Below are 24,750 nucleotides of genomic sequence, written 5' to 3'. Positions count from 1 at the left end.
GCTAAAAACTAAAATTTACTTTTTCTTATTTAACAAAAAAAGAGAAAACCTGTTGCACTATATCATGCAATCCTAATCAAAAGGTGGTTTTCTCTTTGTTATAAAATTATTAACTAAATAAATAATTAATTTATAATTTCTCCGCTTTTTTCCGATTTAACTTCAAAATTATAGTATGTGTCAACTGTATCAAGCATGTAACCATCTACACCCATATCATCTAATCGTTTTTGATAATCTTTTACGATTTTTCTCCATTCAGGACTCCAATATTTTACAATGTAATCGTCTGCCCAATTTGGATTTTCTCCCACAATCCAACTAGGTCTTGTAGCTTTATTTTTCCATTCAGGCTTCCAGAAATCTCTATATCCTCCAGCTTCTCCAATACTAAAATATGCTATTACTATTCTCTTAGCTCCATTTTTCTTTCTCTTCAATGATTCTATTTGTTCTTTTGTCATATATTTTCCACTATGTGAAGGCTCGATTAACAACAAATCATAATCAGTATTTTTCAAATAATTATAAAAATCATCAACATCTCTAAATTCTTTTGGATTTAATAACACCAAGAATTTTTTACATCATTCAAAGAATTTATATTATTTGAAGTGAACCACTCCCGCTTTTAGAAGCGGGAGCTTCTTGGGAAGTATCTGCTTTTGCTAGCCAAATATATTTACCAAGCTCTTCGGGTAGTTCCTACCCTGTCTTTTTATTTCCTAATATTTCAAAATCTCTTTTCCAATGTTTTTTATATTCAGTGCCGCATTATAATCTCTATCAATTTCAATTCCACAGCACTCACATCTATAACTTCTTTCTGATAATTTCAGTTCCTCTTTAACATTTCTACATCCACTACAAGTTTTTGATGACGGAAACCACTTATCTATCTTCAAAAATTGTTTCCCTAAAAACATCAGTTTATACTCAAGCATTCTCAAAAACATTCCCCACCCATTATCTCCTACACTTTTACCAAAATTTAATGCCTGGCTCATCCCTTTCATATTCAAATCCTCAACAACCACAGCATTATACTCTTTAGATAATTTTTTCGATAATTTATGCAAAAAATCTCTTCGGCAATTTTTAATATACTCATGCAATCTTGATATTTTCATTTTTTGTTTATACCAATTTTTAGAAAATTTCATTTTTCTTGACAATGACTTTTGTAATTCTTTCAATTTTTTCTCCAACATCCTAAAATATCTTGGATAATCAGCCCTTTGGTTTTCAGAACTGACAAATAATTCAGACATTGAAAAATCAAGTCCAATTACTTTATCATTACTTGGCACTTTTTGAATTTCTTTTTCAAATTCTGTCAAGATGGAAACATAGTAATTTCCATTACTGTTTGTCAATGTTACCGACTTTATTCTATAATTCTTTGGTATTTCTCTATGATATTTCAATTTCATTTTTTTCAATTTTGGCAAAATCAAATATTTATTTTCTTCAATTCTTATTGAATTATTCACACAATTTGTCGTGTAACTTTTAACATTATTCTTTTTAGATTTAAACTTTGGAAACTTCGCTCTCTTTTGAAAAAAATTCGTAAATGATCGTCTCACATTCAATTGAGCATTTGAAAGTGCAAGACTATCCACTTCTTTCAAAAATTGATTTTCACTTTTCAAACTGGCAGGTGTAATTATTTTATTTTTTCCAGTTTCTTCATAAATTTTATTAGCGATGTATAAAATCGTATTATAAACAAAACGAACACATCCAAAAGTCTTATTTATCAACAATTCTTGTTCCTTATTTGGATAAATCCTGTATTTGAATGCTAAATTATATTTCATGAAATTACACCTCCTTTTAATTTTGAATATTATTTTTAATGACTTCTCTTCAATATTTTATACAAAAATTGTATCATGGATATACCCTTTTTTCAATTTTTTTACAAAAAAAGCAATTCATCTTCCACTTATAGAAAGCCTACGACTTCTTGCTATCTTTTTGTTAAATATTTATCTTTCGTTGTATTTGAACGCACTTCACGAATTAAATCTCTCATTCTGTCACGATAAATTTCACTTCCTGAAACATATTTTTTTGTATTTTCAACTTTTGAATTCTTATTGTCTTTTACATTTGTATTTGAGAAGCAATAACAAAAAATAAATAATGACAATATTAATAGTACTTTTTTCATATTCACCTCTTTTTTAATTAGATATATTTTAATATAAATATTTTTGTCTTTATTTAGTTTATCCTATTATTTTAGTTTTTTTCTTTTAACTTGTGGATTGTTTGTAAGAAATATGGCGAAATTAGGATTTAAAAAGTTAAATATAATTGAAAATATATATTAATATGATAAACTTTATAAAATATTTTAAATAAAAAAAATAAGAAAGAAGGGATAAAAATGAAAAAATTATTGATTATTATTTCATTATTTATGACATGTATTTTCGGATTCGCAAATGCAAAACCTCTTGATGTTGATGTAACAGAAGGTGCAAAATTACCAAATTTTGAATTAAGAGATTTTCATGGGAAATATACTAAAAGTAAAAAATTATTTGGAGATGGAAAACCAACACTTTTAATTTTTGCGGCTGAATGGTGTCCTTATTGTCAACGTGAATTAGCTGATGTACAAAAATTTTACGAAGAAAATAAAGATAATATAAATGTTGTAGTCGTATTCACAAGAAGAAAAACAAACTTATCAGCAACTAAAAAATATGTAGAAGATAGTAAATTTACTTTCCCTGTGTATTATGACGCTACAAATACTCTTATGACAGCCTTTAAAGTAAAAACAGTTCCATACAACTTGATTATCCAAAATTCAAGAATCCAAAAAGATTTGGGTGGATCAAAAACTTATGAAGAGTTGAAAGAAGCATTTTATTTGAATTATTAATTTAGAATTATTTTATATTTTAGACATCAACTATTGAAGGCTCTTTTGCAGGAGGAGTAGGATATGCTTTTGATAGAGGAGCTTTCAAATTAGGATGGTAATCGAAATTTTTAAGGAGGTAAAATTTATGAATAAGAAATATCAAAATATGATAGTTATAATGGCTTCAATATCGTCAGTCATAATTGGTGGTAGAATAATTGATGAATATGGATGGGTTATAGGTTTAATAACAGCTGCAATTACAGGTGCTGTTGTTGGATTGCTTGGAAAAATTATATTAAAGTTTCTTAAAATTAATAGATAAATTAAATAAATACATATTTATTATAAAATTATAGTCCTTAACCTAATCCCAATAAAACTTTTATTTGAATAGAGAGTTTCTAGTTTTTAGGAACTCTTTATTTTTAAAGAAAGAGAGATAGAAAAAGATTTTTTCGATATTTAAAAGATATTGTTGTGTTTTACAAAAGGATGAGAAGGATTGCGGACCTGCCTGTATATTAACAATAGCTAAGCAATATAATTCAAATTTTTCAATTGCCAAGTTACGGCAAATATCAGGAACAGATAGAAACGGAACTAATCTTGCGGGAATGATAAAAGGGCTTGATTATTTGGGATTTGATTCAAAGGCAGTGAAAGTTGAGGATAAAAAAATTGATAATAGTGTGTCTTTTCCTATAATAGCACATATTCAAACCACAAATAATTTTTTACACTATGTGGTTGTTCATGATTTATATTTATTTTGAAGGAAGAATTTAAAAACAGGATGATAAAACTACCATCCTGTACCATATATTATATTTTGAGTTTACACAAAATTATGGACACTCTAGATAAAATTTATAAAATTCTCTATCTCTAACACCTAATAATGATAAGCTCTGTCATCAATCTTTTCAAATTTCAAAACTTTCCCATCATTAGTAGTCAAAATCAAAAGATTATTATTAAATTCTATAGTTTTAGAATCTTGTAATAATTTTAAATATTCAAATTCAATTTTCATTAAATTTTCTGGTCCTGCCATTCTTGTAGAGCCAACTGGTCCGATTTTAATGCTGTTATTTTTTATTTCAAAACTTCCAAAATAGTTGTTTACTCCTGAATTTCCGTTTACTTTGTTTTCGTCGAAAGAAATTGTTATTTCTCCATCTTTTTCTGGAAGTGTTGTTTGTCCCATTTCCAAAAGTTTCCATTTTGTATTTTTTAATTTTTCACTTAAATCTAATTTTTGGAATGTCCAAATTTCTCCATTTTTATTTCTCAAACTTAAAGTTGTATTGCTATAAGTTATTCTTGGAGAATTTTTCAATGTTTCTAAAAATCTTTGTTCGATTTTCATTAATTCTTCTGGACCTGCCATTAATGTTGTTGCTGCATTTGCAGTTAAAATTGAGTTATTTTTGATTTTGTAACCTCCAAAATAGCTGTTTACTCCCGAATTTCCGTTAATTTTGTTATCTGCAAAATTAATTGTGATATTTGCATTTTGGGGAATTAATTGTTCTTTACCTCTTTTGGTAATTTGTAATAATTCCCATGAAGTTTCGTTTAAGTTAATAATTTTCTTTTTCGTTTTTGCACTTAAAGAAATGCAACTTAGTAAGAAAACTGTTAAAATTCCGAATAAAACAAATGTCTTTTTCATTTTTATTCCTCTTTTCTAAAATTTTTTATCTAAAATCTTAAAATTTATATTTCTAATATTTTCGAATTCCTCTAAATGTTATAATAGATTTCAATTTAAGATTTTATGATTTATTCTTTTTATCTTTTCATCATAATAATATCACATCTTCAGTGAACTACTCCCGCTTTTAGAAGCGGGAGTAGTTCACCTAATACACTTAACCAATCTAAATGTTCATTCATCATAACATTTAGAAAAGTTTAATCCAATATTTTTTCATTTATTTTATGAATCATCATATTTTAAATTTTTGATTATTCATAATAACATAATGAGATAAAAATATTAGAACATAATAAAATATTTTTATAAACAGACAAGATTTTATATTTCTAAAAGTTTAAATTTATGATAAAACAAAATGTAATCAGCAAAAATGATTATTATGAAAGACTTTTCATAAAAAAAACCACCTTTTAGTATCTTACAAGTGGTTTTTTATATTTTATTTTCTCGCAGAAATCACATAAATTGGATTTTCCGACATCATCATGTTAAAATCCTTCACTTTTCTATTTTTTGCCACAATTATTTGAGAAATATCAATATCCTCAAATTTTGATTTTTTTAAGCATTCAAGTGCTTCAAATGTGTTTTCTAAAACGATAAAGTTCAAAGCGATTATTCCGCCTTCTTTTAAATTTTCATAAGAATAATTGATAATTTCTGATAAATTCCCACCTGAACCACCGATAAACACTTTGTCGAAAGTTATTCCTTGTGGTAAATCTTCTGGTGCTTTTCCAGAAATTACAGTCATATTTTTTATCCCAAATTTTTCCATATTTTGTTTTATTAAATCAACGGCTTCCTTTTTTTGCTCAATCGTGTAAACATGCCCATTTTTAGCAAATCTAGCCATTTCAATACTTACAGAGCCAGTTCCACCACCAATATCAATACACACATCTTCATCAGAAATTTCCATTTTTGCAATACTCACCGCTCTTATTTCTTCCTTTGTCATTGGAACTTTTCCACGAATAAAGTCCTTATCTTTTATATGATACATTTTCTCTCCACTTCTTACATTTAATTTTTTTATTTTGTTAAAAACCTTATTTTTATTACAAAAACTTTTAACCTTTTTTATTTTTTCAAAATCACAACATTCATTCCAAATTTCTCTTCATAATTTGCCAACTCTTTTGCCTTAAAACGATAAATTTTTTCATTTTCATAAGACAAATTTTCCCCAACAAAAATTTCCACATCTTCAAAATTATTTTCCAACAATTTTTGAGCAATTTTCTGTGGCGTATTTTCTTTAAAATCAGTCAATAATCCAATTTTTTCATACTCATTCAATTTTTCCACAAAATCGAATTCCTTCCCATGAACACTGGCAATACAAGCATCATACCAATATTCTGAAATTTTCGCAAACATATATTGAACCGATGAAATTCCTGGCACAACTTCTAGCTCTTCACTTTCAAAATATTTTTTCATAAAAGTTAAAAGGCTATAAAATCCAGTATCTCCAGACACAATCACAGAAATCTTTTTATTTCGATTCTCATTTATGAAATCCAGAACTTTTTGCAAATCAGCTGAAATATAGCAATATTCCTTATTCTCCGCATACTCTCCCAAACTTTCAATATGCCGCTTTCCCCCGACAATTACTTCCGATTCTTTAATTTTCTTCAAAACAATCGGTAATGTGTAGTCTAAATTTCCAGGTCCTAGACCTAAAATTTGTATTTTTTCCATTTTTCCTCTTTTCAAAAACTATAATTTTTTATTATGTTTTTTTCTTTAAAAATAAAAAACTAGAACTCTTTAAAAAAGTTCTTACTTTGCCCAATAACTTTTTTCTCAGCTGATAAAATCAACGTTTCTACTTCCAAGTCCCAGCCATTTTTTCTGCAATGTTCTTCACATTTTTGCTTTGCCTTTTCAGCTAGTAAATTGAAAACTTCCTTTTTTTCAATATATCCAGAAGCTTCTTCAGTCGTATTCGAATCTAAAATTTTGTAAACATTTTCCAACTTTTCGCCAACTAATAAAGCATTTGCAGCTAAAATTTCCATTTTTGCATCAGAAACTCGACTGTGTGTATGAAAAATTCCTCCTGCCACTTTTACAAATTTTCCCAATTCACCAATAAAATAAACTTTCTTAACTTCATATTCACAGGCTTTGTCAAACATATATCCAACAAAGTTACTGATTACAACCCCTTCTTCAGCTCTTTTAGGGAATTCCTTGCTCAAAAACATTTTTCCACGATTTCCAAAAAGAAAAATTGCCGTCTTTGTATTAAAATATGTTAAATTTTGTTTCAATTCTATTGCCAAAGAGGCTTTCCATGACTCTTCAGACATTGGTCGCACAATTCCCATTGTTCCAAGAATCGAGATTCCACCGATAATTCCTAACTTTGCATTCATTGTTTTTTTTGCAGCTTCCTCACCCAAAGGCACACTGATTTCAACATCAACTCCTTTTCCCTCTGGAAGAAACTCCTCAACAATACTTGTCAACATTTTCATTGGTGTTGGATTAATTGCTGATTTTCCAATTTCTACAGGAAGCCCAACTTTTGTAACTTTTCCAACTCCTTTTCCTCCAAAAATATTGATTTTACTATCTTTTCTAAAACTCACTTTTGAAACAATCTCCAAACCATGTGTCGCATCAGGGTCATCTCCCCCATCTTTCACAACAGTCGCCATCGTATAATCCTTTGTCTTTTCAAAAGATTTAATCCCAATTTTTATTCTCTTACCTGCTGGAACGTCTATTTCAACTTCTTCGATTTTTTCGACTTTTCCCAGCAAAAGTAACAATGCTGCTTTAGTCGCTGCTGTTGCTGAACTCCCAGTAGTATAACCATATCGCAATTTTCTACCGTTAAAATATACATAATTTCCCATTTTTTACTTCTCCAAAGTTATATTAAAATATATCTGAAAATACTTAAATCAATAATTTATATTATCTTTCGTTATGAAAAAATAAAATATAAAAATTGAAATAAGTTTTCAGATATTAATAGATTCACTAATTAATTTTCACATAAAATTGTGATTAATTATTAAAATATTTATCTCTTTCGTACATTTGATAAAGGATTCCGTGCATCACACCAACTGCAACTGTGCTTCCACCTTTTGTCCCATTTGTTCTAATAAATGGAACATCGTATTTTGAAAGCTCAGCTTTCGATTCAGGACATCCCACAAATCCAACTGGCACTCCAACTATCAATTTTGGAACATTTTCTCCTTCTTTATCCATTTTTTCAAGTAATGTGAACAATGCTGTCGGTGCATTTCCAATTAGAAAAATTTTCGTTTGAGGATCCTTTAATGCTCTTTCCAATCCAACCATTGAACGTGTAATTCCTCTTTCTTTCGCTTCTTTCGCCACATCTGGATCCGCCACCAAACAATACGCCTCAGCACCAAATTTTTTCAATCCATTTTTATTCAGTCCATTAACAATCATATTTGTATCGCAATAAATTCTGCAATTTCCAGCTTCTAACGCTTCTTTTGCCGATTCAATCGGATTATTTTGAAATTCAACAATGTTTACATAATCAAAATCTCCCGTCGTATGAATCAATCTTTTCACAATCAATTGCTCTTCCTCACTAAAATGATCAGCCTTTCCAGCCAATCCTTCAGTTATTATTTCAAAACTTCTCACTTCTATTGATTTCGGATCTTTAATATATGACATATTTCATTGTGCGATAATAACTACCACACTCTCCTTTCTTCTTTATCGTTTTCCACACTTCAAATTCATTATTTTCAAAAAGATTAAAAATTTCTCTTCAAAATCTTCTTAATCTCTTTTCACATCCAACAAAAACTCAAGAAACTCCACATTCGAGTAAAAATGAATATGCGGATACCCAGCTATCGCATTATTTTTCATATATCCACATTTCCATTCTTTCCCATTATTCTTATAAATATTATAAAAATAGCCTTCCGAATCATTTTTACTCACTTCATTATTTTTCAAAATTTCCGAATAATGAAATTCATGTCCTCGCAAGTTTATCCCATTTGCAGTTTCAATATTGATATACCCAAATCTTCCAATATTTAAACGTTTTCTCATCCCAATTTTAATATCAAAAATTCCACACATATCAAAAATTTCTTCATTTAATAAATGTAATTTTTTTGCTAAATACATAAATCCGCCACATTCTGCAAATATTCTCACGCCATTTTTACACGCTTCAACAATACTATTTTTCATAGAAATATTTTCACTCAACTCTTTTGCAAATAATTCAGGATAACCTCCACCAAAGTAGATAAAATCTGTATTTTCAGGAAGTTTTTTATCTCGAATTGGACTAAACTCAACTATTTCCACTCCACAAAATTTCATCAAATCAATGTTTGCCTCATAATAAAACGAAAATGCTTCATCTCTTGCAATCGCTACTCTTTTTCCTTTAAATTTATCTTTTAGATATCCTATTTTTGCATAATTTTCCATATTTCGACTTGACTCAAATTCTTGTGCAATTTCTTTTATCCGCTCCAAATTCAAGCAATTTTGTGCGATTTCCTCAAATAACTCCTGTTTTTGTGCATTATCCTCTTCAAAAGCCTGTTTCAAGCCTAAATGCCGGCTCTCTGTAGCAAGTTGCTCATTTCTAGGAATGTAGCCTAAACACTCAATTCCTGTATATTTTTCAACTGCTTCCTTCAAGCTCTCATACAATTTTTGTGAAGAAACATTGTTAAGAATCACACCTTTTATATTCACTCGTTCATCAAACATCTTAAACCCAAGAACTTCTGCCGCAATACTTGTTGAAATCGCTTTAGCATTCACAACTAAAATTACGGGAATATCAAGTACTCTTGCTAAATGAGCCGTGCTAAAATTGTCCTTTTCGTTCCCAATTCCATCATAAAGTCCCATAACACCTTCAACAACAGAAATATCCCTGCCTTGTGAATACATCTCAAATATCTGTCTCACAGCATCCTCACCTGTCATAAAAATATCCAAATTGTGTGAATGATGTCCTGTAAATACCTCATGATGCGTCGGATCAATGTAATCTGGTCCCACTTTAAAAGGAGCCACATTTTCTAATGCAGACATCAAAATGCTACTTACTGTAGTTTTTCCGCTTCCGCTCATCGTTCCTGATATTAATATTTTTTTCATAACAAATTTTTTTCCTCCAAAAATTTACAATAATCATTTTCATCAAGATTTCTATACTTAAGATAACTTTTAATTTTCAAAATATTTGGAACATTCAAATTTAATTTTTTCAAAAATTCAAAATCCTCAAAAACTTCGTCTCTACTACCTTGTCTTACAATTTTCCCTTTATCAAGAACATAAATATAGTCAGCGAATTCATATGCAAAATCTGTATCGTGTGTCGAAACTACAAGTGTTTTCCCAGCTTTAGAAAAATTATCTAAAATTTCAGAAACTCTTTTTGTATTTTTCGAATCCAACCAAGCTGTAGGTTCATCTAGAATCAACAATTCTGGCTCCATTGCTGTAATTGCCGCTATTGAAACCCGTTTTTTCTGACCATAACTCAAATGATGACAAGGTCTGTCCCTCAACTCCTCAATATTGATTTCCTTCATTGCTCTATTAACATTTTCTTCTACTTTTTCCTCAGAATATCCAAGATTTTCAGGTCCATAAGCCACTTCTTGAAAAACTAACGGAGCAAAAATTTGTATTTCAGGATCTTGAAAAATTATTCCAACTTTTCTTCTCAATTCCTCCAAATCCTTTTTTTTATGTTTAACCTTCTTCCCCTCAAAATAAATGTCTCCTTTTTGTGCCTTCAAGAGTCCATTCATTATTAAAAATAAAGTTGATTTTCCTGAGCCATTTTCCCCAAGAAATAATGTTTTCTTTCCTTTTTCAATATTCAAAGTCACATTTTTTAACGCTTCTGTTTCATTATCATACGAAAAAGTTATATTTTCAAGTTTAAGCATTTTATTTTACCACCAAATATAAATTTATTGCAACTATTATTATTACAAAAATAGTTTCAAATCCAATTTTTTTGTATTTTCTATGAGAAAAGATAAATTCCTTTCCCAGTCTTGATTCTACAGCCTTTATAGAATTAAGATTATAGTAATATGTTTTTTTTAATATAGCTACCACTAACATTGGAAATGATTTCATCCCATTCTTAAAACTACTGTATCCAAGTCTTACTTCCTGTGCATTTTTGAGTCTTTCCTTATTCTCAAACAACAAAAAAATATATCTATAAATCAACAAAAACATTTCTCTAAAAATTTTTGGAAATCTCATTTTTTCAAATATATAGTCTAAATCTACAACTGGTGTTGAGCAAATAAGAAAATAAATTACTGATATTGACGAAAATGAACGTAACAAAAATGTCCAAATATCCGCCTTTATTAGCCATAATGAAATTACAGTTGTTAAAATAAATAAAGCTGGAACAAAATTCAGCTTTAGTAAATCTTTCACTTTCACTTTTACTACAAATAAAAGAAGTAAATTAAATAGTGTAAGATTAAAAATAAATACTACTTTACTTCCCGTGTAAAGCAAAAATACTAATGTCATCATTGACAACGTAAATTTTATTCCAGGATTAATATTTTTTATGGGATTCGTATATGATATTTTATCTATTAGCATTTTTTCTTTCACCTTTGAAATATCCTAAAACATATCCTACAATTCCTGCACCTAGTGCTGCTTGTAACGCAAAAAGTAAACTTTCAGTTTCCTCTCCAGGCAATTCTATTAAATTTTTAGCCCAAGGCTTATAATCAGGTTTTATCGTTTTAATCATTTCTTCTCCCTTGTCATCTGAACCACCAAATTCAGATTTTACAAGAAGTAATGGTACGACACCTATCAAAAGTATTAAAACCACTGAACCTCCCACGACTAAAGTCACAGGGTTCTAAAATCTTTAAAAATATTCAAAAATTTTCTAAGAAGTTTGATAGTCCTATGCTATCCTTATTCTTTTAGGCGTGTCCAGTTCACCTCTATTGTATAGGATACTTAAATCCACAACTTTACTTTTTCTTAAAATATTTAATGCTCCATTACAATCTGCATTTATGAGTTTACCTGCTCTTGTTTGATACAGTCCTCTTTTTATCCTTTTTCCACTGAATATATATTCTTTTTGATTTTCTTTATCATATATCGGGATTTCATCTCCATCAAAGAAACTTGCTTTTGATGTATAACTCTCTTCTTGCAGTTTAAATTCTATTCCATATAGTTTACATAGGTATATTAATTTATCTCTTAATTTTCCATATGGTATATTTACAAAATTTTGATTATTTACACTTCCTATATTTGATTTTCTTTGAAAATCCTCGTTATATCCTAGAACTATTTGTCCTATATCATTATTAAGACAATAATTTACAATTATTCTTGCCGCTTTTGAAAGATAATCATTTATACGATTATTTCTCTTTCTAGCTATTCTCTTTTGCCTTAATGTCGTTCGCTCAATCTTTTGCTTATCTTTTATACTTTGTAATTTTGCATTTGTCTTATTATAGTATTGATTTATTGATTTTAATTTTCTACCATCTATTATGAATGAAGATCCAGAATTTGTAACACAAGTACAAAGATTATCTATACCTAAATCAATTCCTAGTACATTGTTTTCATTTAATTCCCTTTGAACTTCTTCTACCTCATAAATATATTGAATTTCAAAGTACCTAGAATGTTGTTTGGGTATTATTCTAATCTCTTTTATCTTCTTGCCTTTTAATACTGGTGGTAGCTTTATTGCGATTTCCTTATGTGTCTTTCTAAATGAATTTGAATAAGGAACTATCAGAATATCATCTTTTAATCTTACAAAACCTATAACAAGAGTTGTAAAACCATCTTTATCAAGATATTTAGGTAATTTTATTTTTTTATTATCGTATTGACCGTTTTTAGCAAGTTTTAAAAGTCCAAAAAACGATTTGAAACTTCCATCTACTTCTTTTAGAATTTGCTGAGCCATATTAGAATTTAATTTCTTGTAATTCTCACTGTTTTTAAGCATTTTATAGTTTTCATTATAACTTAAATATTTTTTATTTTGAAAATAGTGTTGTCTAACATTATATATAGCTTCATTAGTTAAGTTCTTGGCTATATGAGATAAATATTTTAAATTCCTAAACTCTTTTTTACTAAGATGTTTTACCTGTTGTTTTAATGTTAAATACATATATAATCACCTCCTTTTCATCAGAGATATTATACTATATATTCTACATTTTAACTATCAAAAAGTAATATTTTTTATTTATTTTTAAATATTTTTAAAGTTTTTAAAACCCCACAACAGTGGGAAGTGTCGTTCACATAAGTTCGCTACTACTTATGCAGTTCCCAAAGATTTTATATCTTATGAACTTCTTGTTATCTCTAACAAGCACAGACTATATCTTATCCATAGTGTATTTTGGCACCTTAGGCGAAACTACTTCCAATACCAATTGCTTGTATTGTACTCCCCTCACGAGGGATAGTCGTTGAACTTTCCTTTTCAGGCTTAGCTGCTGATTGTCTATTATATTCCTTTCTATATGTACGGCTCAATGTTTAGGATTTAACCTTGCACCATCTAGTATATTTTTTCTGCTTTCGCCACCATCACACTTATACCATTTTCTAATTTAGGTATTATGTTGTGGTTATACCAGCTTTAAGAGTTCCCAGCAATTCAGTTTCTTTGTTGCACGGTTTTGCTCCGTGTCTACATACAAGTTTCCCTATATGCTTACTAAAATTTTTGTGCAATTCATCTTACGACTAAAGTCGCAAGTGTTCTTGCTTTATTTAATAAAATAATATTCTTTTTAAAAACACTTTTATTTTTATTCTTATCCATTATTCTTCCACCCCTTTTACTTCATATTTGTCAAGTATATTCATTACAACATTTGTAAGCAATCCTTCAATTATAGCAAGTGGAATTTGAGTTACTGCAAATACCATTCCAAATTTAATAAATGAAGCAAGTACTCCACCTTCAGGCGATGGATACGCAAGTGCCAACTGAAAAGATGTAACAACATAAGTTGCAAGATCCCCTATTGCTGCTGCCAAAAATATTGCAACCGCTCTATTCTTCTTAGCAAGTCCTTTATAAATCAAGTACGAAACAATTGGTCCAACAATTGCCATTGAAGCCGTATTCGCTCCAAGAGTCGTAAATCCTCCATGTGCAAGTAATCCAGCTTGAAATATCAATACAATTGTCCCTAAAATTGAAGTTACAAATGGTCCATACAAAATAGCTGAAAGTCCTACTCCTGTCGGATGTGACGAACTCCCTGTAACTGACGGAATCTTCAACGCCGATAACACAAAAATAAATGCTCCCGCCAATGCAAGCGTCATTTTATCCTTAACACTTCCTTTAGAAACAGTTTGAAGTTTTTTTATCCCCAAAATCCAAAACGGAATACACACAACAAACCATACAATAACCCAATTTAACGGTAGAAATCCTTCCATAATATGCATTGAAAACCCGTTTACACCTATTAAAAGCATACTGGTTAAAACTAAAAATAATAATGTTCTCTTTTTCATTTTTTTCTCCTTCCAAAACTTTTATTTAGTTTTAAGCAATCCAAAAAAAAATCAGCTAAAAGCCGAATTTAATACACGTCAAATCCCATCAAAACAATATTTGTACTAACGTCGTACATTCACTATGTGCTAATGGAACAAATCACCATTGATTCATTTACTGATGTATATCAAATTTCCCCTTCCCAGAAAATCTATAATATATCAATATTAGGCAAGTCTCCTGACTAACTTCAACCTACTCACTTCCTTCCCAAGATCCCTTCAATCTCAGTGGTTATCACGCTTTCGTCAGTTTCACAGTAGTGGGGGCTGTATCGGATTTCAACCGATTTCCTTATTAAGTTTGCAAAACACCTATTATTCTCTATAAATATTATATAACTTTTTCTACATTTGTCAAGCTAAATATAGACATCTTTCAGCTTATCCATGTATAGTTGTCAAACATTTGTTACAAAAACTTTAAAAATAAATAGAAAAGTTATCTTACTAATGTCTTAGCCTAATTGTTTGTCCTATATTCTTTCAGCATTTCATTTGGACTTTTAAAATTTAATACTTTTCTTGATATATTATTGTATCTGCTGCAATATCTTTTTACTGACCTTCTTAATTCTTCCAGACTTCTAAATCTTTTTCCTAAATAATAATTGCTGTCTAGCCTGTGGCTCCTTTCCACTTTTCCGTTCTGCCATGGCGAATACGGTCTTGTTGTCATGTATTCTATCCCTAGTTCTTCCAGCTTTAGCTCAAATAGTGTCTTTTTGCCATTTTCCGCATTCGTAAACTCCCTGCCGTTATCACTTTGTATTTTTTCTATTTTAAAGCCCAGCTCCGCTTCAAGCGTTTCTAGAAATTTTGTAGTCTGGTATGTACTTTTTTCATCCACTATTCTTAATATCCTCTTTCTTGTATACTCATCTATTGCCGTTATCTGATAGTAATTCTGGTCATTCATTCCAAAACATATGCATTCTCTTGGAACATATTTTATGTCTATCTGAACCTTTTCGCCAGGATATGTAGCCTGCTTCACTTTTTTTGTGCTTTTGTAAAGCCTTTTAAGCTTTTTGGGCTTATTATCCCTAATTTTTCTTATTATTTTGCACATAGTTCCATAAGAACGGCTGTATCCCAGTTTTCTAGCTTCGGTATATACCTGTGCCAGTCCTTCATATGAAAATCTCCTGTATTTTTCATAATTAAATCTATTTCTTCCTGAGTATGTTGATTTGGATGACTTTTAGGTCTTCTGCTTTTTGGCATCAGTGACTGCACTGTCCCGTCATATCTGTCACGCCATCGCTTAATCTGCTGTCTTGACGTTTTATATTTTAATGCCGCCTTTGAATTATTGTTATGTTTTATTGCATACTCAACTGCCCGTTGACGAACACAGTACTCTTCTGATATACTATTCATAGAAAGGTTTCTCCTTATGTAGTTTTGGTCGGCTTACATTATATCAGAAACCTTTCTTTTTTTCTTCTTTTTTGTCACATATGTATTGTACCACGACAATATACAGAGGATTACCAAGTCCATCTACAACCGCATGTATCTTGGTTGTCCTTCCACCTGAACTTTTCCCTATATGCTGTCCTACTTCAGAACCTTTTGCCCCCTTTTTGCTCCCGCACTGCTCTGATGAGCCTTTACTGTCGTAGAATCAATGCTGAGATTTTCATAATCAGAATCCTTCTTTAAATCTTCAAATACCCTAAAAAGTGTTCCCTCATCACGCCATTTGCAGAAACGGGAATAGACTGTCTTCCATGAACCAAAACGCTCCGGAAGATCCCTCCAGGGTGCTCCACTGCATACAATCCAGAGAATAGCATTAAATATCAGGCGTGAATCCTTACCTGGACGTCCTGTCTTAGCTCTGGGAAACATTTCTTTTATTCTTTCCCACTGTTCATCTGATATTTCATATCTTCTCTGCATAATGAAAACCTCCTGTGTTTTTCTTCTATTGTAACAAAATGATGACTATCTTTCAATCTTTCAATCTCTTAGTATATACTTTCATAATTATTAAAAATATTGCCTATTTCAAGTTTTAAGACACGCCCTAGTAAGAAGGAGAAAAAAATGTTTGGTTTATTTAGCGGAAAAAAGATGATTTCCCTTTTAAACACGATTAACTGGATTTTCTTTATTATACTTATTATTCTTGATTTAGCAAATGTTTTCTTTTGTTTAAACTCTTCTGGTTTTTAATACTTTCAAAACTTTAGAATTAGATATTATAATCTGCACAGATGTATCTTTTTAATTAATTTACACCTGTTTGTTCTAATACATTTTTATTTTAAGTTTTAAAATGTGATTTATAGTTTTATTGTAATCAATAATCTCAATAATATTAATAATACCATTTTGCAATTATCAAACTATCAACCATTCAAACAATATTATAAGTGAATACAAAGTTTTTTAAAGTATAATACTAGTAATCAAATTCAAATAAAAGGAGATTAATTATGAAAAAAATTATTTTAATGCTAATATTTATCTTAGGAAGTTTTGTTTTTGCAGAAACAGCTGGAAATGAAACTGAACTTTTTTTATCGCCAAATGAAACTAAAATTTTTTTATCACCAAATGCTCAATTTTACATTTCAAATCAAAAAGAATGGTTCCTTGGAATAACTCCAGATGATTCATCTATTGAATGGGAGAAGAAGTATTATTTTATCAGTATTCTTCCAGTTGGAAAAAATTATAAAATAGCCTATATACCTTTTGATGAAACGAAATCTTACGATAAGGAAGGTTATCCTATCCTAACTCATAGAATAACAAGAAAATATACGCAAAAAACTAGAAAAGAAGAAAATATACCTGTAGCTGTTTCATACAGTTTCGATAATACATTTTTTGGAGCACATCCAGGTATAGAAATAAAAAAAGGAAAAAGATATGAAAGAAAAAGTTATCAAGTACTTTCAGAAAACGAATTAAATATCTTATTAAAATCTAGAAATGCTAAAAGACTTGATTCAACTACAGAAAAGTACTTGAAAGCATGGGCAACTTGGCTAATTTATAATGCTGGTTAATTTTTTCTCATCATAGATTGTATAATATATTACGACAAGATAAAAAACTCAAGATAGTTTTCAAAATTAATATTATTAAGAATAATATGATAAAAACTGCACCTCCAATCTTGTGTCCAAGATTTTGGGTGCAGTACATTATGGGATAAAAAAATTCGACAACCTTAAAAAGTTTATTCAGCTTAGAATCTCTTAAGGTTATCGAACTTTTTCTACTCCATACTTGACAAAGAGCCAATTTTTACAAAAAATAAAAGTTTTATTTAATGTTTGTTTATGCTATAATAGAACTAAATATACCTATTCAGAAACTGTTATTATAAAACAAAACGCTTACCTATTGTGAAAAAAGAAAGGAAGAGAACAATGCGTAAAATAAAATATCAAATTTTAATAATTGGAATTTTAAGTTTGATTTCAATTAATGCAAATGCAGGATGGGCGAAACATAGAGACAAAATTTTAAAAGGCTTTAAAAATTGGATAAATTCTAACGATCAACGGCACAGTAATAATAGATATAAAAATGATAATAGCCCAAACAAGACAAATACTAATAATTCTGTATCAAATACAAATACTTACACAAATAATAGTCTAAATTTTGAAATGGAAGTCGTAAGACTTATTAATATAGAAAGAACTAAAAGAGGAATTCATCCACTTTCTATATCTAATAAACTTTTTGCAGCAGCAGCTATTAGAGCTAGTGAACTTACACAGAAATTCAGCCATACAAGACCCAATGGGAGCAGTTATCTTACAGCAGTACAAAATGTTGGATATCCATCATCTTATGTAGGTGAAAATATTGCTGCTGGTCAAATAAGCCCTATCGCTGTAATGGAAAGCTGGATGAATAGTCCTGGTCATAGGGCTAATATCTTAAATCCAAATTACACAGAAATTGGCGTTGAAGTTAATTATGAAGATGGTTATTATGGAATATCTTGGGTACAGCTTTTTGGAAAACTATCAGATAATAACTAAATATTTTGAATTAGTTAAAAACAAATTACAAATATTTCTAGAACACATAGTAGACTACTTAAAAAAATTTTTATTACATCTAAATTTTTTTAAATTTAACTTACAAATATCAAATAAATATAAATTTAATCAAAATATTCATAATATTTTATGTTATTTTTTATTAAAATAACAAATATATTGATTTATTTTTTGTTATCGATGAAACAAAAAAAATGAATTCTCAGAAAATATTACTTGCACTCTCAAATAAAAGCGTCTATAGTAAATCTAGTTTAAAGCGTAACTAATACTCTGATTTTATTTAAAATTTTCAATATAATGAAAAAATACTTTAAATTATTATTTAATTATCATAAAAACAATCTTATTTTGTACATATCACTTGTATTTATAATTTCTATAAGATATTATTTTAAAATACCGTCACCAATTGGATTTGTTTTAAAACCATTACATATTCGTTATTGGAGTGAAGGTTTAACAACGGCATTTATACAATTGATAAAGGGTAATTTTTACCGTGCTTATAAAATAAACCCTTTGATATTTATTATTGTGATAATTATTTTTTTTCATATTTTTTTAGAGCCTATAATTTTTAAAAATTCAAAAACTAAAAAACAGTAAAAAGATTTAGATAAAATCAATCTACTGTTTTTTTATTTCTTTTTCCACCCCCATATATATTATAGAGCCTAAAAAAAATTGGTAAAATGTCATAATTATATTTCAATTTATGATAATATAAAATAAATTCAATTAACTATATCATTTTTTCATTTTATAAGCTATAATAATATTAAAATATATAATTTTTAAACTTTTACAAATAACTATATTATAAAAAATAAGGAGGATTAATAAAATGAAAAAAATTATGTTTTTCATAATATTTTTATTACTATTATCATGTGAAAAAAACGGAAATGTTGATAATTCAGAGAATTTGGCTAATTCGAAGAATATTAGTGATAATAATGAAAATATAAAAAAGACTAACAATGAAAATATAGAAAAAATTAACAAAGAAAGAAGTATTGAAGAGGAAATAAAGAATATGGTTGTTATATGGAATGCAGCTTCTAATAATGCTGACTTTGGTACTTTAGAAAAAATATTAGGAGATAAAATTGATTATTATCAGTCTTTAATTTCCAGAGATTATTACATTGCAGATCAAAAAAGGTTTTTTCAAAAAAATCCTGTTTATAGTCAAAGAATAGTTGGCAACATCATAGTTACACAACTTTCTGATAACAAAATGCTAGCAAGATTTGTTAAAGAAGTGTCTACAAGAAAGGAAACAAAAGAATACCCTTCATACTTAGCCTTTGAAAATATTAATGGCAGCTGGAAATTAGTAGTAGAAAGTGATACTGTTTCAGATGCCAATATTGCAAGAATGAAACAGAGAAAAAATAATACTCAAGAAAAAGTGCAAGAACAACAACCTGCCATTATAACTCCTAACCAGTCACAATACTATTACGGTTCTTCTGTTAAACTAGTTGGAACAATTACCAGAAGAAAATATCAAAACCCAGATAATTCAGTAGCAAATGTGTTCTTATTAAGATTAAGTACACCTATTACAGTAATTGGAAATACTGAAGATAGCCCGACTGAAAGAAATGTGCAGGAAATTCAATTAATGGGAAATGAAACAATTTCTTTATTCGATAAAGATGTTGTAGGAAAAAAAGTACAAATTACTGGCGAGTTATTTCATTTGCACACAGGACATCATTATACTCAAGTTTTAATTCTGGTTTCAAATATAAATTTTTTAAATTAATCCTTAAAGGTTAAGCGAAACTTTAGGCTACATTTAACTAAAATATTTTCAAAAGTTATGATAAACTTGAAAATATTATTGATATTTACATAATCAAAGCTAGTTAATGATTTGTAATACAATTTTTTGATAAGTAGAGGAGGCATTCGCTTCCTCTAAAAATTATTCAATATATTCATAAGTACATCTTTTTGATTATTAAAAATAAATTTACTTTACTTATAAACAACGAAAAGCTTTTCGTTCCATTTTTCGTTTCATTTTGCAACGAAAAAATATGCCAAATTTATGACGTATTTTAATATTTATTCTTTTTCTTTCCTATACTGCAATACTGTTTTCCCTGTCCAGCCTTTAAATGTGTATAGTTGTCAAACATTTGTTACAAAAACTTTAAAAATAAATAGAAAAGTTATCTTACTAATGTCTTAGCCTAATTGTTTGTCCTGTATTCTTTCAGCATTTCATTTGGACTTTTAAAATTTAATACTTTTCTTGATATATTATTGTATCTGCTGCAATATCTTTTTACTGACCTTCTTAATTCTTCTAGACCTCTAAATCTTTTTCCTAAATAATAATTGCTGTCTAGCCTGTGGCTCCTTTCCACTTTCCCATTCTGCCACGGCGAATACAGTCTTGTTCTCATGTATTCTATCCCTGTTCTTCCAGCTTTAACTCAAATAGTGTCTTTTGGCCATTTTCCGCATTCGTAAACTCCCTGCCGTTATCACTTTGTATTTTTTCTATTTTAAAGCCCAGCTCCGCTTCAAGCGTTTCTAGAAATTTTGTAGTCTGGTATGTACTTTTTTCATCCACTATTCTTAATACCCTCTTTTTTGTATACTCATCTATTGCCGTTATCTGATAGTAATTTTGGTCATTCATTCCAAAACATATGCATTCTCTTGGAACATATTTTATGTCTATCTGAACCTTTTCGCCAGGATATGTAGCCTGCTTCACTTTTTTTGTGCTTTTGTAAAGCCTTTTAAGCTTTTTGGGCTTATTATCCCTAATTTTTCTTATTATTTTGCACATAGTTCCATAAGAACGGCTGTATCCCAGTTTTCTAGCTTCGGTATATACCTGTGCCAGTCCTTCATATGAAAATCTCCTGTATTTTTTCATAATTAAATCTATTTCTTCCTGAGTATGTTGATTTGGATGACTTTTAGGTCTTCTGCTTTTTGGCATCAGTGACTGCACTGTCCCGTCATATCTGTCACGCCATCGCTTAATCTGCTGTCTTGACGTTTTATATTTTAATGCCGCCTTTGAATTATTGTTATGTTTTATTGCATACTCAACTGCCCGTTGACGAACACAGTACTCTTCTGATATACTATTCATAGAAAGGTTTCTCCTTATGTAGTTTTGGTCGGCTTACATTATATCAGAAACCTTTCTTTTTTTCTTCTTTTTTGTCACATATGTATTGTACCACGACAAATATAGACATCTTTCAGCTTATCCATAAACATTTCTCGAATAAACTTGTATTCTCCCATTCCTTTTAGAACAGATGTTACTTTATAACCTTCATTTTTTAGTATTGTCTTCCATGAATCCTTTTTATCAGAAGACATATCATTTTTTGCATGATCTCCAGCTACTATCATAAGTGGTTTTAATAATATATTTCTAAAACCTTTTCCCTTCATTTTTTCAACAATATCTTTAATAGTCACTTTCCCTTCAACAGTGGCTATGAAAATGTTATCTTTTCCAGCTTTTAAATACTCATCCTGCAATTTTTGATATATGCAATCTGCAGCATTTTCAGTTCCGTGTCCCATAAACACAATAGCATCGTTTCCCTCAAAATCATTAAATTCTTTATTGTTTACAATTTTTTTTAAATCCTTGTCATCTGCCAAAAGCGGTTTTGATATTTTTCCAAACTTATCATCAAGTTTTGAATATTCAATTCCATCTAAAATATGCAAAGACATTGTTATTATTTCCTCAAACCCTTTATCTTTTAAGACTTTTAGTCCTTCCTTCTGGTCAAATATATGAATCCCTTCATTTTTTTCTATTATCCGTCTTATGATTCCTGAAGTATAAGCTCTTTCCACATTTTCATTTCCATATTTTTCCTCTACTTCCCTTTGGATTGAATCAAGACATTTTTTTCGTGTATCTTTATGCGATGTCCCAAAGCTAGTTACTAAAATAGCTTTTTTCATTTATTTTTTCTTTCCTTTCAAATTAATATTTTTATAAAAAAAGGTATTGAAATTTTCATGCCTTTAATGTGAACTACTCCCACTTGTAGAAGAGGGAGCTTCCTGGGAAGTATCTGCTTTTGCTAGCTAAATATATTTACCAAGCTCTTCGGGCAGTCCCTGCCCTGACTATGAATATTATACTATATAAGAGCTGTTATTTCAAGCTATATTCTGCAATTCATCTCCCACTTATAGAAGAAGGAGACTTCTTGCTAAATATTGTTAAATTTTCATAAAATTATTTTAATTTTGATTTTGCATCTTGAAACAGACCTTCTATAAATTCCCCTTTGCTCATATCATTTCCTGAAATTTTTACAGTTCCTGATATTTCACGTGCGAAAGGATAAACATTATAAGTCCAGCTATTTTTTTCAGAAATTTGACGTATATTTTTATTTTCTGAAGATGCCACTTCTGTTATCTCCATCTGACCTTTATATTTTCTTTTTTCAAATACTTTCAAAAGGCTAAGAAGTGCTGATTCATCTTTTTTTTCTATAATAAATTCAATTTTATCTGCACCTGAAAGATTTTGATACATTTGTTTTGCAAAATCCCCATCCTTTTTCATTCCAAAAATTAAATTGGCAAGTCCTCCTCTATTTAAAGTTCCTGATATTACTGGACTTTCATAATTGTCATTAATAATTCCAACTACAACTTTGTCAAAAGCTGAAAATGAAAGTGTCCCAAAAATAATAAACAATGCTAAAATTAATTTTTTCATCATTAATTCCACCTTTCTTGTTTTATAAAATATTAATTTTATTTTCTTCTGCCCTTCATAAATCCTCCGCCAAGTCCTGGAATACCGCCACTATTGAACATTTTCATCATCTGCTTCATTTGTTCAAACTGCTTTATTAATTTATTTACATCATTTACTTGAACTCCGCTTCCTTTAGCAATTCTCATTTTACGGCTTCCATTTTTTAGAAGTTTCGGATCACGTCTTTCCTGAACTGTCATTGAGAAAATAATCGCTTCAACTTTTTTCATTTCCTTTTCAGCCATTCCCATGTCAATCATGCTTGAGTCAACTCCTGGTATCATTTTCATAATTCCAGCAATTGATCCCATTTTTCTTATCATTTTAAACTGCTTTAGAAAATCTTCAAAGTCAAACTGATTTTTTCTAAATTTTTCCTCCATTTTCTTGGCTTCTTTTTCATCAATGGCTTCCTGTGCCTTTTCCACAAGTGAAACGACATCTCCCATTCCAAGAATACGTGAAGCAAGCCTGTCAGGATGAAACGGTGCGATGTCATCCAGTTTTTCCCCTTCACTTATGAACTTAATTGGCTTTCCTGCAACTTCCTTTACTGAAAGGGCTGCTCCACCACGAGTATCTCCATCCAGTTTCGTAAGCACGACTCCCGTAATATCAAGCTGCTCATTAAACTCTTTAGCCACATTAACCGCATCCTGCCCAGTCATTCCATCAACGACAAGCAAAATCTCATTTGGGTTAAAACTATCCTTTATATCCTGCAATTCATGCATAAGCTGCTCATCAATATGCAGCCTTCCTGCCGTATCAATAATTACATAAGTAGCATGCTCCGCCTTTGAAGCCTCAATTCCCTGTTTTACAATTTCCAATGCATCTGTACTCTCATCAATTGTAAATACTGGAACTTTTACTTGCTCTCCTAATACCTTTAATTGCTTTTTAGCAGCAGGTCTATAAACATCCGCTCCAATTAAAAACGGCTTTTCCCCTTTTGATTTCAGATGTTTAGCCAATTTTCCAGAAAATGTAGTTTTCCCAGCCCCTTGAAGCCCAGAAAGCATTACAATTGTAGGATTTTTTTCAGCTTTAGCAATTGAAACATTTGAACCTCCCAGCACTTCTACCAACTCATCATTTACAATTTTAATGAATTGCTGTGTTGGATTAACTCCGCTAATAACCTGCTCTCCAAGAGCTTTTTCCCTAATTTTTGCCACAAAATTCTTAGCTACGCCATAATTTACATCCGCTTCAAGCAATGCCAACCGCACTTCTCTCAAAGCATCCTTCATATTATTTTCAGTCAACTTCCCCTGGCCGCTGACTTTTTTAAATATATCTTTAAATCTGTCTCCTAAATTATTAAACATTATTGATTTTTCTCCTTATTTTTATATTTATTTGTAAAAGTCCTTGAAATCTTATTAATTCAGTATTTTTAAATTTTTATAACTTTTTACTTTTACAGTTATTTATTTGTATATTTTTTAATTTTTCTAAATATAGGATAACATATTATAGAAGAAAAAACAAGATAGGCAAATGGAGTTTATAAAATTGCAAAAAATATTGCTAATAAATGAAATTCAAATAAAAATCATAAGGATAAAAAACTTTTATTCACTAAAATATACCCAATCCTTTAGACAGGAACTAAATTTCCCATTTAGAATAATGAATTTATTACAAAATTTTATTTAACAAGGAATTTTGACCCTTGTAAGAAAATAAATAT

Annotated in this window: 28 protein-coding genes, 1 pseudogene and 1 riboswitch; of the genes and pseudogenes, 6 read left to right on the top strand and 23 right to left on the bottom strand. The window is 29.5% G+C overall.

All coding sequences use genetic code 11. The features are described 5' to 3' along the window. Nucleotides 1-125: 125 nt before the first annotated feature. From FVE74_RS00465 to FVE74_RS00455, 3 genes are all read right to left on the bottom strand, one after another. Nucleotides 126-572, bottom strand: a complete 447-nt coding sequence (locus tag FVE74_RS00465; RefSeq protein ID WP_332094861.1) for an endo alpha-1,4 polygalactosaminidase — start codon at nt 570-572, stop codon at nt 126-128. A gap of 153 nt (nt 573-725) precedes the next feature. Further along, complete coding sequence (locus tag FVE74_RS00460; RefSeq protein ID WP_147002718.1) at nt 726-1,823, bottom strand: RNA-guided endonuclease TnpB family protein; 1,098 nt, start codon at nt 1,821-1,823, stop codon at nt 726-728. Nucleotides 1,824-1,975: 152 nt separating this feature from the next. Further along, a complete protein-coding gene (locus FVE74_RS00455; protein WP_147002717.1) occupies nt 1,976-2,179 on the bottom strand; it encodes a hypothetical protein in 204 nt (67 codons plus the stop codon). Nucleotides 2,180-2,398: 219 nt separating this feature from the next. On the opposite strand from FVE74_RS00455, the gene FVE74_RS00450 reads away from it, so the two are divergent. From FVE74_RS00450 to FVE74_RS12255, 3 genes are all read left to right on the top strand, one after another. Beyond that, nucleotides 2,399-2,902: a TlpA family protein disulfide reductase gene (locus FVE74_RS00450; RefSeq protein WP_147002716.1), complete on the top strand. Its 504-nt coding sequence runs from the start codon at nt 2,399-2,401 to the stop codon at nt 2,900-2,902. Between the two features lie 94 nt (nt 2,903-2,996). Beyond that, nucleotides 2,997-3,209, top strand: a complete 213-nt coding sequence (locus FVE74_RS00445; RefSeq protein ID WP_232053972.1) for a glycerol transporter — start codon at nt 2,997-2,999, stop codon at nt 3,207-3,209. A 127-nt stretch (nt 3,210-3,336) separates the two neighbouring features. Beyond that, entirely contained in the window at nt 3,337-3,660 is a 324-nt protein-coding gene (locus FVE74_RS12255) for a cysteine peptidase family C39 domain-containing protein (protein WP_147004534.1), read from the top strand. A 119-nt stretch (nt 3,661-3,779) separates the two neighbouring features. Here FVE74_RS12255 and FVE74_RS00435 read toward each other — a convergent pair whose 3' ends face one another. The 15 genes and pseudogenes from FVE74_RS00435 to FVE74_RS00370 all read right to left on the bottom strand — a co-directional run. After that, complete coding sequence (locus FVE74_RS00435) at nt 3,780-4,562, bottom strand: META domain-containing protein (RefSeq protein ID WP_147002715.1); 783 nt, start codon at nt 4,560-4,562, stop codon at nt 3,780-3,782. A 487-nt stretch (nt 4,563-5,049) separates the two neighbouring features. Further along, entirely contained in the window at nt 5,050-5,616 is a 567-nt protein-coding gene (cbiT, locus tag FVE74_RS00430; protein ID WP_147002714.1) for a precorrin-6Y C5,15-methyltransferase (decarboxylating) subunit CbiT, read from the bottom strand. A 77-nt stretch (nt 5,617-5,693) separates the two neighbouring features. Further along, on the bottom strand, nt 5,694-6,320 hold the full coding sequence (gene cbiE, locus FVE74_RS00425; RefSeq protein WP_147002713.1) for a precorrin-6y C5,15-methyltransferase (decarboxylating) subunit CbiE: 627 nt from the start codon (nt 6,318-6,320) through the stop codon (nt 5,694-5,696). Between the two features lie 59 nt (nt 6,321-6,379). Further along, nucleotides 6,380-7,486: a cobalt-precorrin-5B (C(1))-methyltransferase CbiD gene (cbiD, locus tag FVE74_RS00420; RefSeq protein WP_147002712.1), complete on the bottom strand. Its 1,107-nt coding sequence runs from the start codon at nt 7,484-7,486 to the stop codon at nt 6,380-6,382. 154 nt (nt 7,487-7,640) lie between these two features. After that, nucleotides 7,641-8,297 (bottom strand): precorrin-8X methylmutase, encoded by a 657-nt coding sequence (locus FVE74_RS00415; RefSeq protein ID WP_018498361.1) that lies wholly within the window; start codon nt 8,295-8,297, stop codon nt 7,641-7,643. A 108-nt stretch (nt 8,298-8,405) separates the two neighbouring features. Continuing rightward, on the bottom strand, nt 8,406-9,761 hold the full coding sequence (locus FVE74_RS00410) for a cobyrinate a,c-diamide synthase (RefSeq protein WP_147002711.1): 1,356 nt from the start codon (nt 9,759-9,761) through the stop codon (nt 8,406-8,408). Beyond that, a complete protein-coding gene (locus tag FVE74_RS00405) occupies nt 9,758-10,564 on the bottom strand; it encodes an energy-coupling factor ABC transporter ATP-binding protein (RefSeq protein ID WP_147002710.1) in 807 nt (268 codons plus the stop codon). The genes FVE74_RS00410 and FVE74_RS00405 overlap by 4 nt, the downstream gene beginning before the upstream one ends. A 1-nt stretch (nt 10,565) precedes the next feature. Continuing rightward, on the bottom strand, nt 10,566-11,249 hold the full coding sequence (locus FVE74_RS00400) for a CbiQ family ECF transporter T component (protein WP_147002709.1): 684 nt from the start codon (nt 11,247-11,249) through the stop codon (nt 10,566-10,568). After that, nucleotides 11,236-11,490 (bottom strand): energy-coupling factor ABC transporter substrate-binding protein, encoded by a 255-nt coding sequence (locus FVE74_RS00395; RefSeq protein ID WP_232053971.1) that lies wholly within the window; start codon nt 11,488-11,490, stop codon nt 11,236-11,238. Before FVE74_RS00395 ends, FVE74_RS00400 begins: the two co-directional genes overlap by 14 nt. Before the next feature lie 78 nt (nt 11,491-11,568). After that, complete coding sequence (locus FVE74_RS00390) at nt 11,569-12,816, bottom strand: RNA-guided endonuclease InsQ/TnpB family protein (protein ID WP_147002707.1); 1,248 nt, start codon at nt 12,814-12,816, stop codon at nt 11,569-11,571. 245 nt (nt 12,817-13,061) lie between these two features. After that, complete coding sequence (locus tag FVE74_RS12070; protein ID WP_269473152.1) at nt 13,062-13,190, bottom strand: hypothetical protein; 129 nt, start codon at nt 13,188-13,190, stop codon at nt 13,062-13,064. A 291-nt stretch (nt 13,191-13,481) separates the two neighbouring features. Then, a complete protein-coding gene (locus FVE74_RS00380) occupies nt 13,482-14,189 on the bottom strand; it encodes an energy-coupling factor ABC transporter permease (RefSeq protein WP_147002706.1) in 708 nt (235 codons plus the stop codon). Between the two features lie 195 nt (nt 14,190-14,384). Continuing rightward, a riboswitch (cobalamin riboswitch) is annotated at nt 14,385-14,565 on the bottom strand. Between the two features lie 129 nt (nt 14,566-14,694). Then, on the bottom strand, nt 14,695-15,303 hold the full coding sequence (locus FVE74_RS00375) for a DDE-type integrase/transposase/recombinase (protein WP_197735159.1): 609 nt from the start codon (nt 15,301-15,303) through the stop codon (nt 14,695-14,697). Then, nucleotides 15,291-15,614, bottom strand: a complete 324-nt coding sequence (locus tag FVE74_RS11735; RefSeq protein WP_197735158.1) for a helix-turn-helix domain-containing protein — start codon at nt 15,612-15,614, stop codon at nt 15,291-15,293. The genes FVE74_RS00375 and FVE74_RS11735 overlap by 13 nt, the downstream gene beginning before the upstream one ends. A gap of 103 nt (nt 15,615-15,717) precedes the next feature. After that, nucleotides 15,718-16,139 (bottom strand): annotated as a pseudogene (locus tag FVE74_RS00370) (IS5 family transposase); the annotation flags it as partial. 539 nt (nt 16,140-16,678) lie between these two features. On the opposite strand from FVE74_RS00370, the gene FVE74_RS00365 reads away from it, so the two are divergent. From FVE74_RS00365 to FVE74_RS00350, 3 genes are all read left to right on the top strand, one after another. Further along, nucleotides 16,679-17,257, top strand: coding sequence for a hypothetical protein (locus FVE74_RS00365; RefSeq protein WP_147002705.1), 579 nt, complete (start codon nt 16,679-16,681; stop codon nt 17,255-17,257). Nucleotides 17,258-17,623: 366 nt separating this feature from the next. Next, nucleotides 17,624-18,247: a CAP domain-containing protein gene (locus FVE74_RS00360; RefSeq protein WP_147002704.1), complete on the top strand. Its 624-nt coding sequence runs from the start codon at nt 17,624-17,626 to the stop codon at nt 18,245-18,247. A gap of 868 nt (nt 18,248-19,115) precedes the next feature. Then, nucleotides 19,116-20,045 (top strand): DUF4431 domain-containing protein, encoded by a 930-nt coding sequence (locus FVE74_RS00350; RefSeq protein WP_147002702.1) that lies wholly within the window; start codon nt 19,116-19,118, stop codon nt 20,043-20,045. A gap of 433 nt (nt 20,046-20,478) precedes the next feature. On the opposite strand, the gene FVE74_RS11730 is transcribed toward FVE74_RS00350, so the two are convergent. From FVE74_RS11730 to ffh, 5 genes are all read right to left on the bottom strand, one after another. Further along, nucleotides 20,479-20,694 (bottom strand): integrase core domain-containing protein, encoded by a 216-nt coding sequence (locus tag FVE74_RS11730; RefSeq protein ID WP_197735157.1) that lies wholly within the window; start codon nt 20,692-20,694, stop codon nt 20,479-20,481. Nucleotides 20,695-20,699: 5 nt separating this feature from the next. Next, a complete protein-coding gene (locus tag FVE74_RS00345) occupies nt 20,700-21,398 on the bottom strand; it encodes a DDE-type integrase/transposase/recombinase (protein ID WP_197735156.1) in 699 nt (232 codons plus the stop codon). A gap of 74 nt (nt 21,399-21,472) precedes the next feature. Continuing rightward, nucleotides 21,473-22,237 (bottom strand): sirohydrochlorin cobaltochelatase, encoded by a 765-nt coding sequence (locus FVE74_RS00340; RefSeq protein ID WP_147002701.1) that lies wholly within the window; start codon nt 22,235-22,237, stop codon nt 21,473-21,475. A 280-nt stretch (nt 22,238-22,517) separates the two neighbouring features. Then, the gene (locus FVE74_RS00335; protein ID WP_147002700.1) at nt 22,518-23,009 is read right to left on the bottom strand and encodes a hypothetical protein; all 492 of its coding nucleotides are present in this window, start codon (nt 23,007-23,009) and stop codon (nt 22,518-22,520) included. 38 nt (nt 23,010-23,047) lie between these two features. Next, on the bottom strand, nt 23,048-24,385 hold the full coding sequence (ffh, locus tag FVE74_RS00330) for a signal recognition particle protein (protein WP_018498369.1): 1,338 nt from the start codon (nt 24,383-24,385) through the stop codon (nt 23,048-23,050). Nucleotides 24,386-24,750: the final 365 nt, after the last annotated feature.

Origin of the sequence: Leptotrichia wadei (genome assembly GCF_007990445.1) — a bacterium.
GTDB classification, from domain to species: Bacteria; Fusobacteriota; Fusobacteriia; order Fusobacteriales; family Leptotrichiaceae; genus Leptotrichia; species Leptotrichia wadei_A.
The sequence above is the reverse complement of the archived record's forward strand: the minus strand, read 5'-3'. Positions and strand labels throughout refer to the sequence as shown.

Coding starts and splice junctions, on each gene's coding strand:
- cbiE (WP_147002713.1), bottom strand. CDS start 6,320: ATGGAAAAAATACAAATTTTAGGTCTAGGACCTGGAAATTTAGACTAC.
- FVE74_RS00365 (WP_147002705.1), top strand. CDS start 16,679: ATGAAAAAAATTATTTTAATGCTAATATTTATCTTAGGAAGTTTTGTT.
- FVE74_RS11730 (WP_197735157.1), bottom strand. CDS start 20,694: ATGAGAACAAGACTGTATTCGCCGTGGCAGAATGGGAAAGTGGAAAGG.
- FVE74_RS00350 (WP_147002702.1), top strand. CDS start 19,116: ATGAAAAAAATTATGTTTTTCATAATATTTTTATTACTATTATCATGT.
- FVE74_RS00445 (WP_232053972.1), top strand. CDS start 2,997: ATGGTAATCGAAATTTTTAAGGAGGTAAAATTTATGAATAAGAAATAT.
- cbiT (WP_147002714.1), bottom strand. CDS start 5,616: ATGTATCATATAAAAGATAAGGACTTTATTCGTGGAAAAGTTCCAATG.
- FVE74_RS00380 (WP_147002706.1), bottom strand. CDS start 14,189: ATGAAAAAGAGAACATTATTATTTTTAGTTTTAACCAGTATGCTTTTA.
- FVE74_RS00360 (WP_147002704.1), top strand. CDS start 17,624: ATGCGTAAAATAAAATATCAAATTTTAATAATTGGAATTTTAAGTTTG.
- FVE74_RS00455 (WP_147002717.1), bottom strand. CDS start 2,179: ATGAAAAAAGTACTATTAATATTGTCATTATTTATTTTTTGTTATTGC.
- cbiD (WP_147002712.1), bottom strand. CDS start 7,486: ATGGGAAATTATGTATATTTTAACGGTAGAAAATTGCGATATGGTTAT.
- FVE74_RS00460 (WP_147002718.1), bottom strand. CDS start 1,823: ATGAAATATAATTTAGCATTCAAATACAGGATTTATCCAAATAAGGAA.
- FVE74_RS00410 (WP_147002711.1), bottom strand. CDS start 9,761: ATGAAAAAAATATTAATATCAGGAACGATGAGCGGAAGCGGAAAAACT.
- FVE74_RS00335 (WP_147002700.1), bottom strand. CDS start 23,009: ATGAAAAAATTAATTTTAGCATTGTTTATTATTTTTGGGACACTTTCA.
- FVE74_RS00450 (WP_147002716.1), top strand. CDS start 2,399: ATGAAAAAATTATTGATTATTATTTCATTATTTATGACATGTATTTTC.
- FVE74_RS00435 (WP_147002715.1), bottom strand. CDS start 4,562: ATGAAAAAGACATTTGTTTTATTCGGAATTTTAACAGTTTTCTTACTA.
- FVE74_RS00345 (WP_197735156.1), bottom strand. CDS start 21,398: ATGAATAGTATATCAGAAGAGTACTGTGTTCGTCAACGGGCAGTTGAG.
- FVE74_RS00375 (WP_197735159.1), bottom strand. CDS start 15,303: ATGTGCAAAATAATAAGAAAAATTAGGGATAATAAGCCCAAAAAGCTT.
- FVE74_RS00340 (WP_147002701.1), bottom strand. CDS start 22,237: ATGAAAAAAGCTATTTTAGTAACTAGCTTTGGGACATCGCATAAAGAT.
- FVE74_RS00400 (WP_147002709.1), bottom strand. CDS start 11,249: ATGCTAATAGATAAAATATCATATACGAATCCCATAAAAAATATTAAT.
- FVE74_RS00405 (WP_147002710.1), bottom strand. CDS start 10,564: ATGCTTAAACTTGAAAATATAACTTTTTCGTATGATAATGAAACAGAA.
- FVE74_RS00390 (WP_147002707.1), bottom strand. CDS start 12,816: ATGTATTTAACATTAAAACAACAGGTAAAACATCTTAGTAAAAAAGAG.
- FVE74_RS11735 (WP_197735158.1), bottom strand. CDS start 15,614: ATGAATAGTATATCAGAAGAGTACTGTGTTCGTCAACGGGCAGTTGAG.
- FVE74_RS00415 (WP_018498361.1), bottom strand. CDS start 8,297: ATGTCATATATTAAAGATCCGAAATCAATAGAAGTGAGAAGTTTTGAA.
- ffh (WP_018498369.1), bottom strand. CDS start 24,385: ATGTTTAATAATTTAGGAGACAGATTTAAAGATATATTTAAAAAAGTC.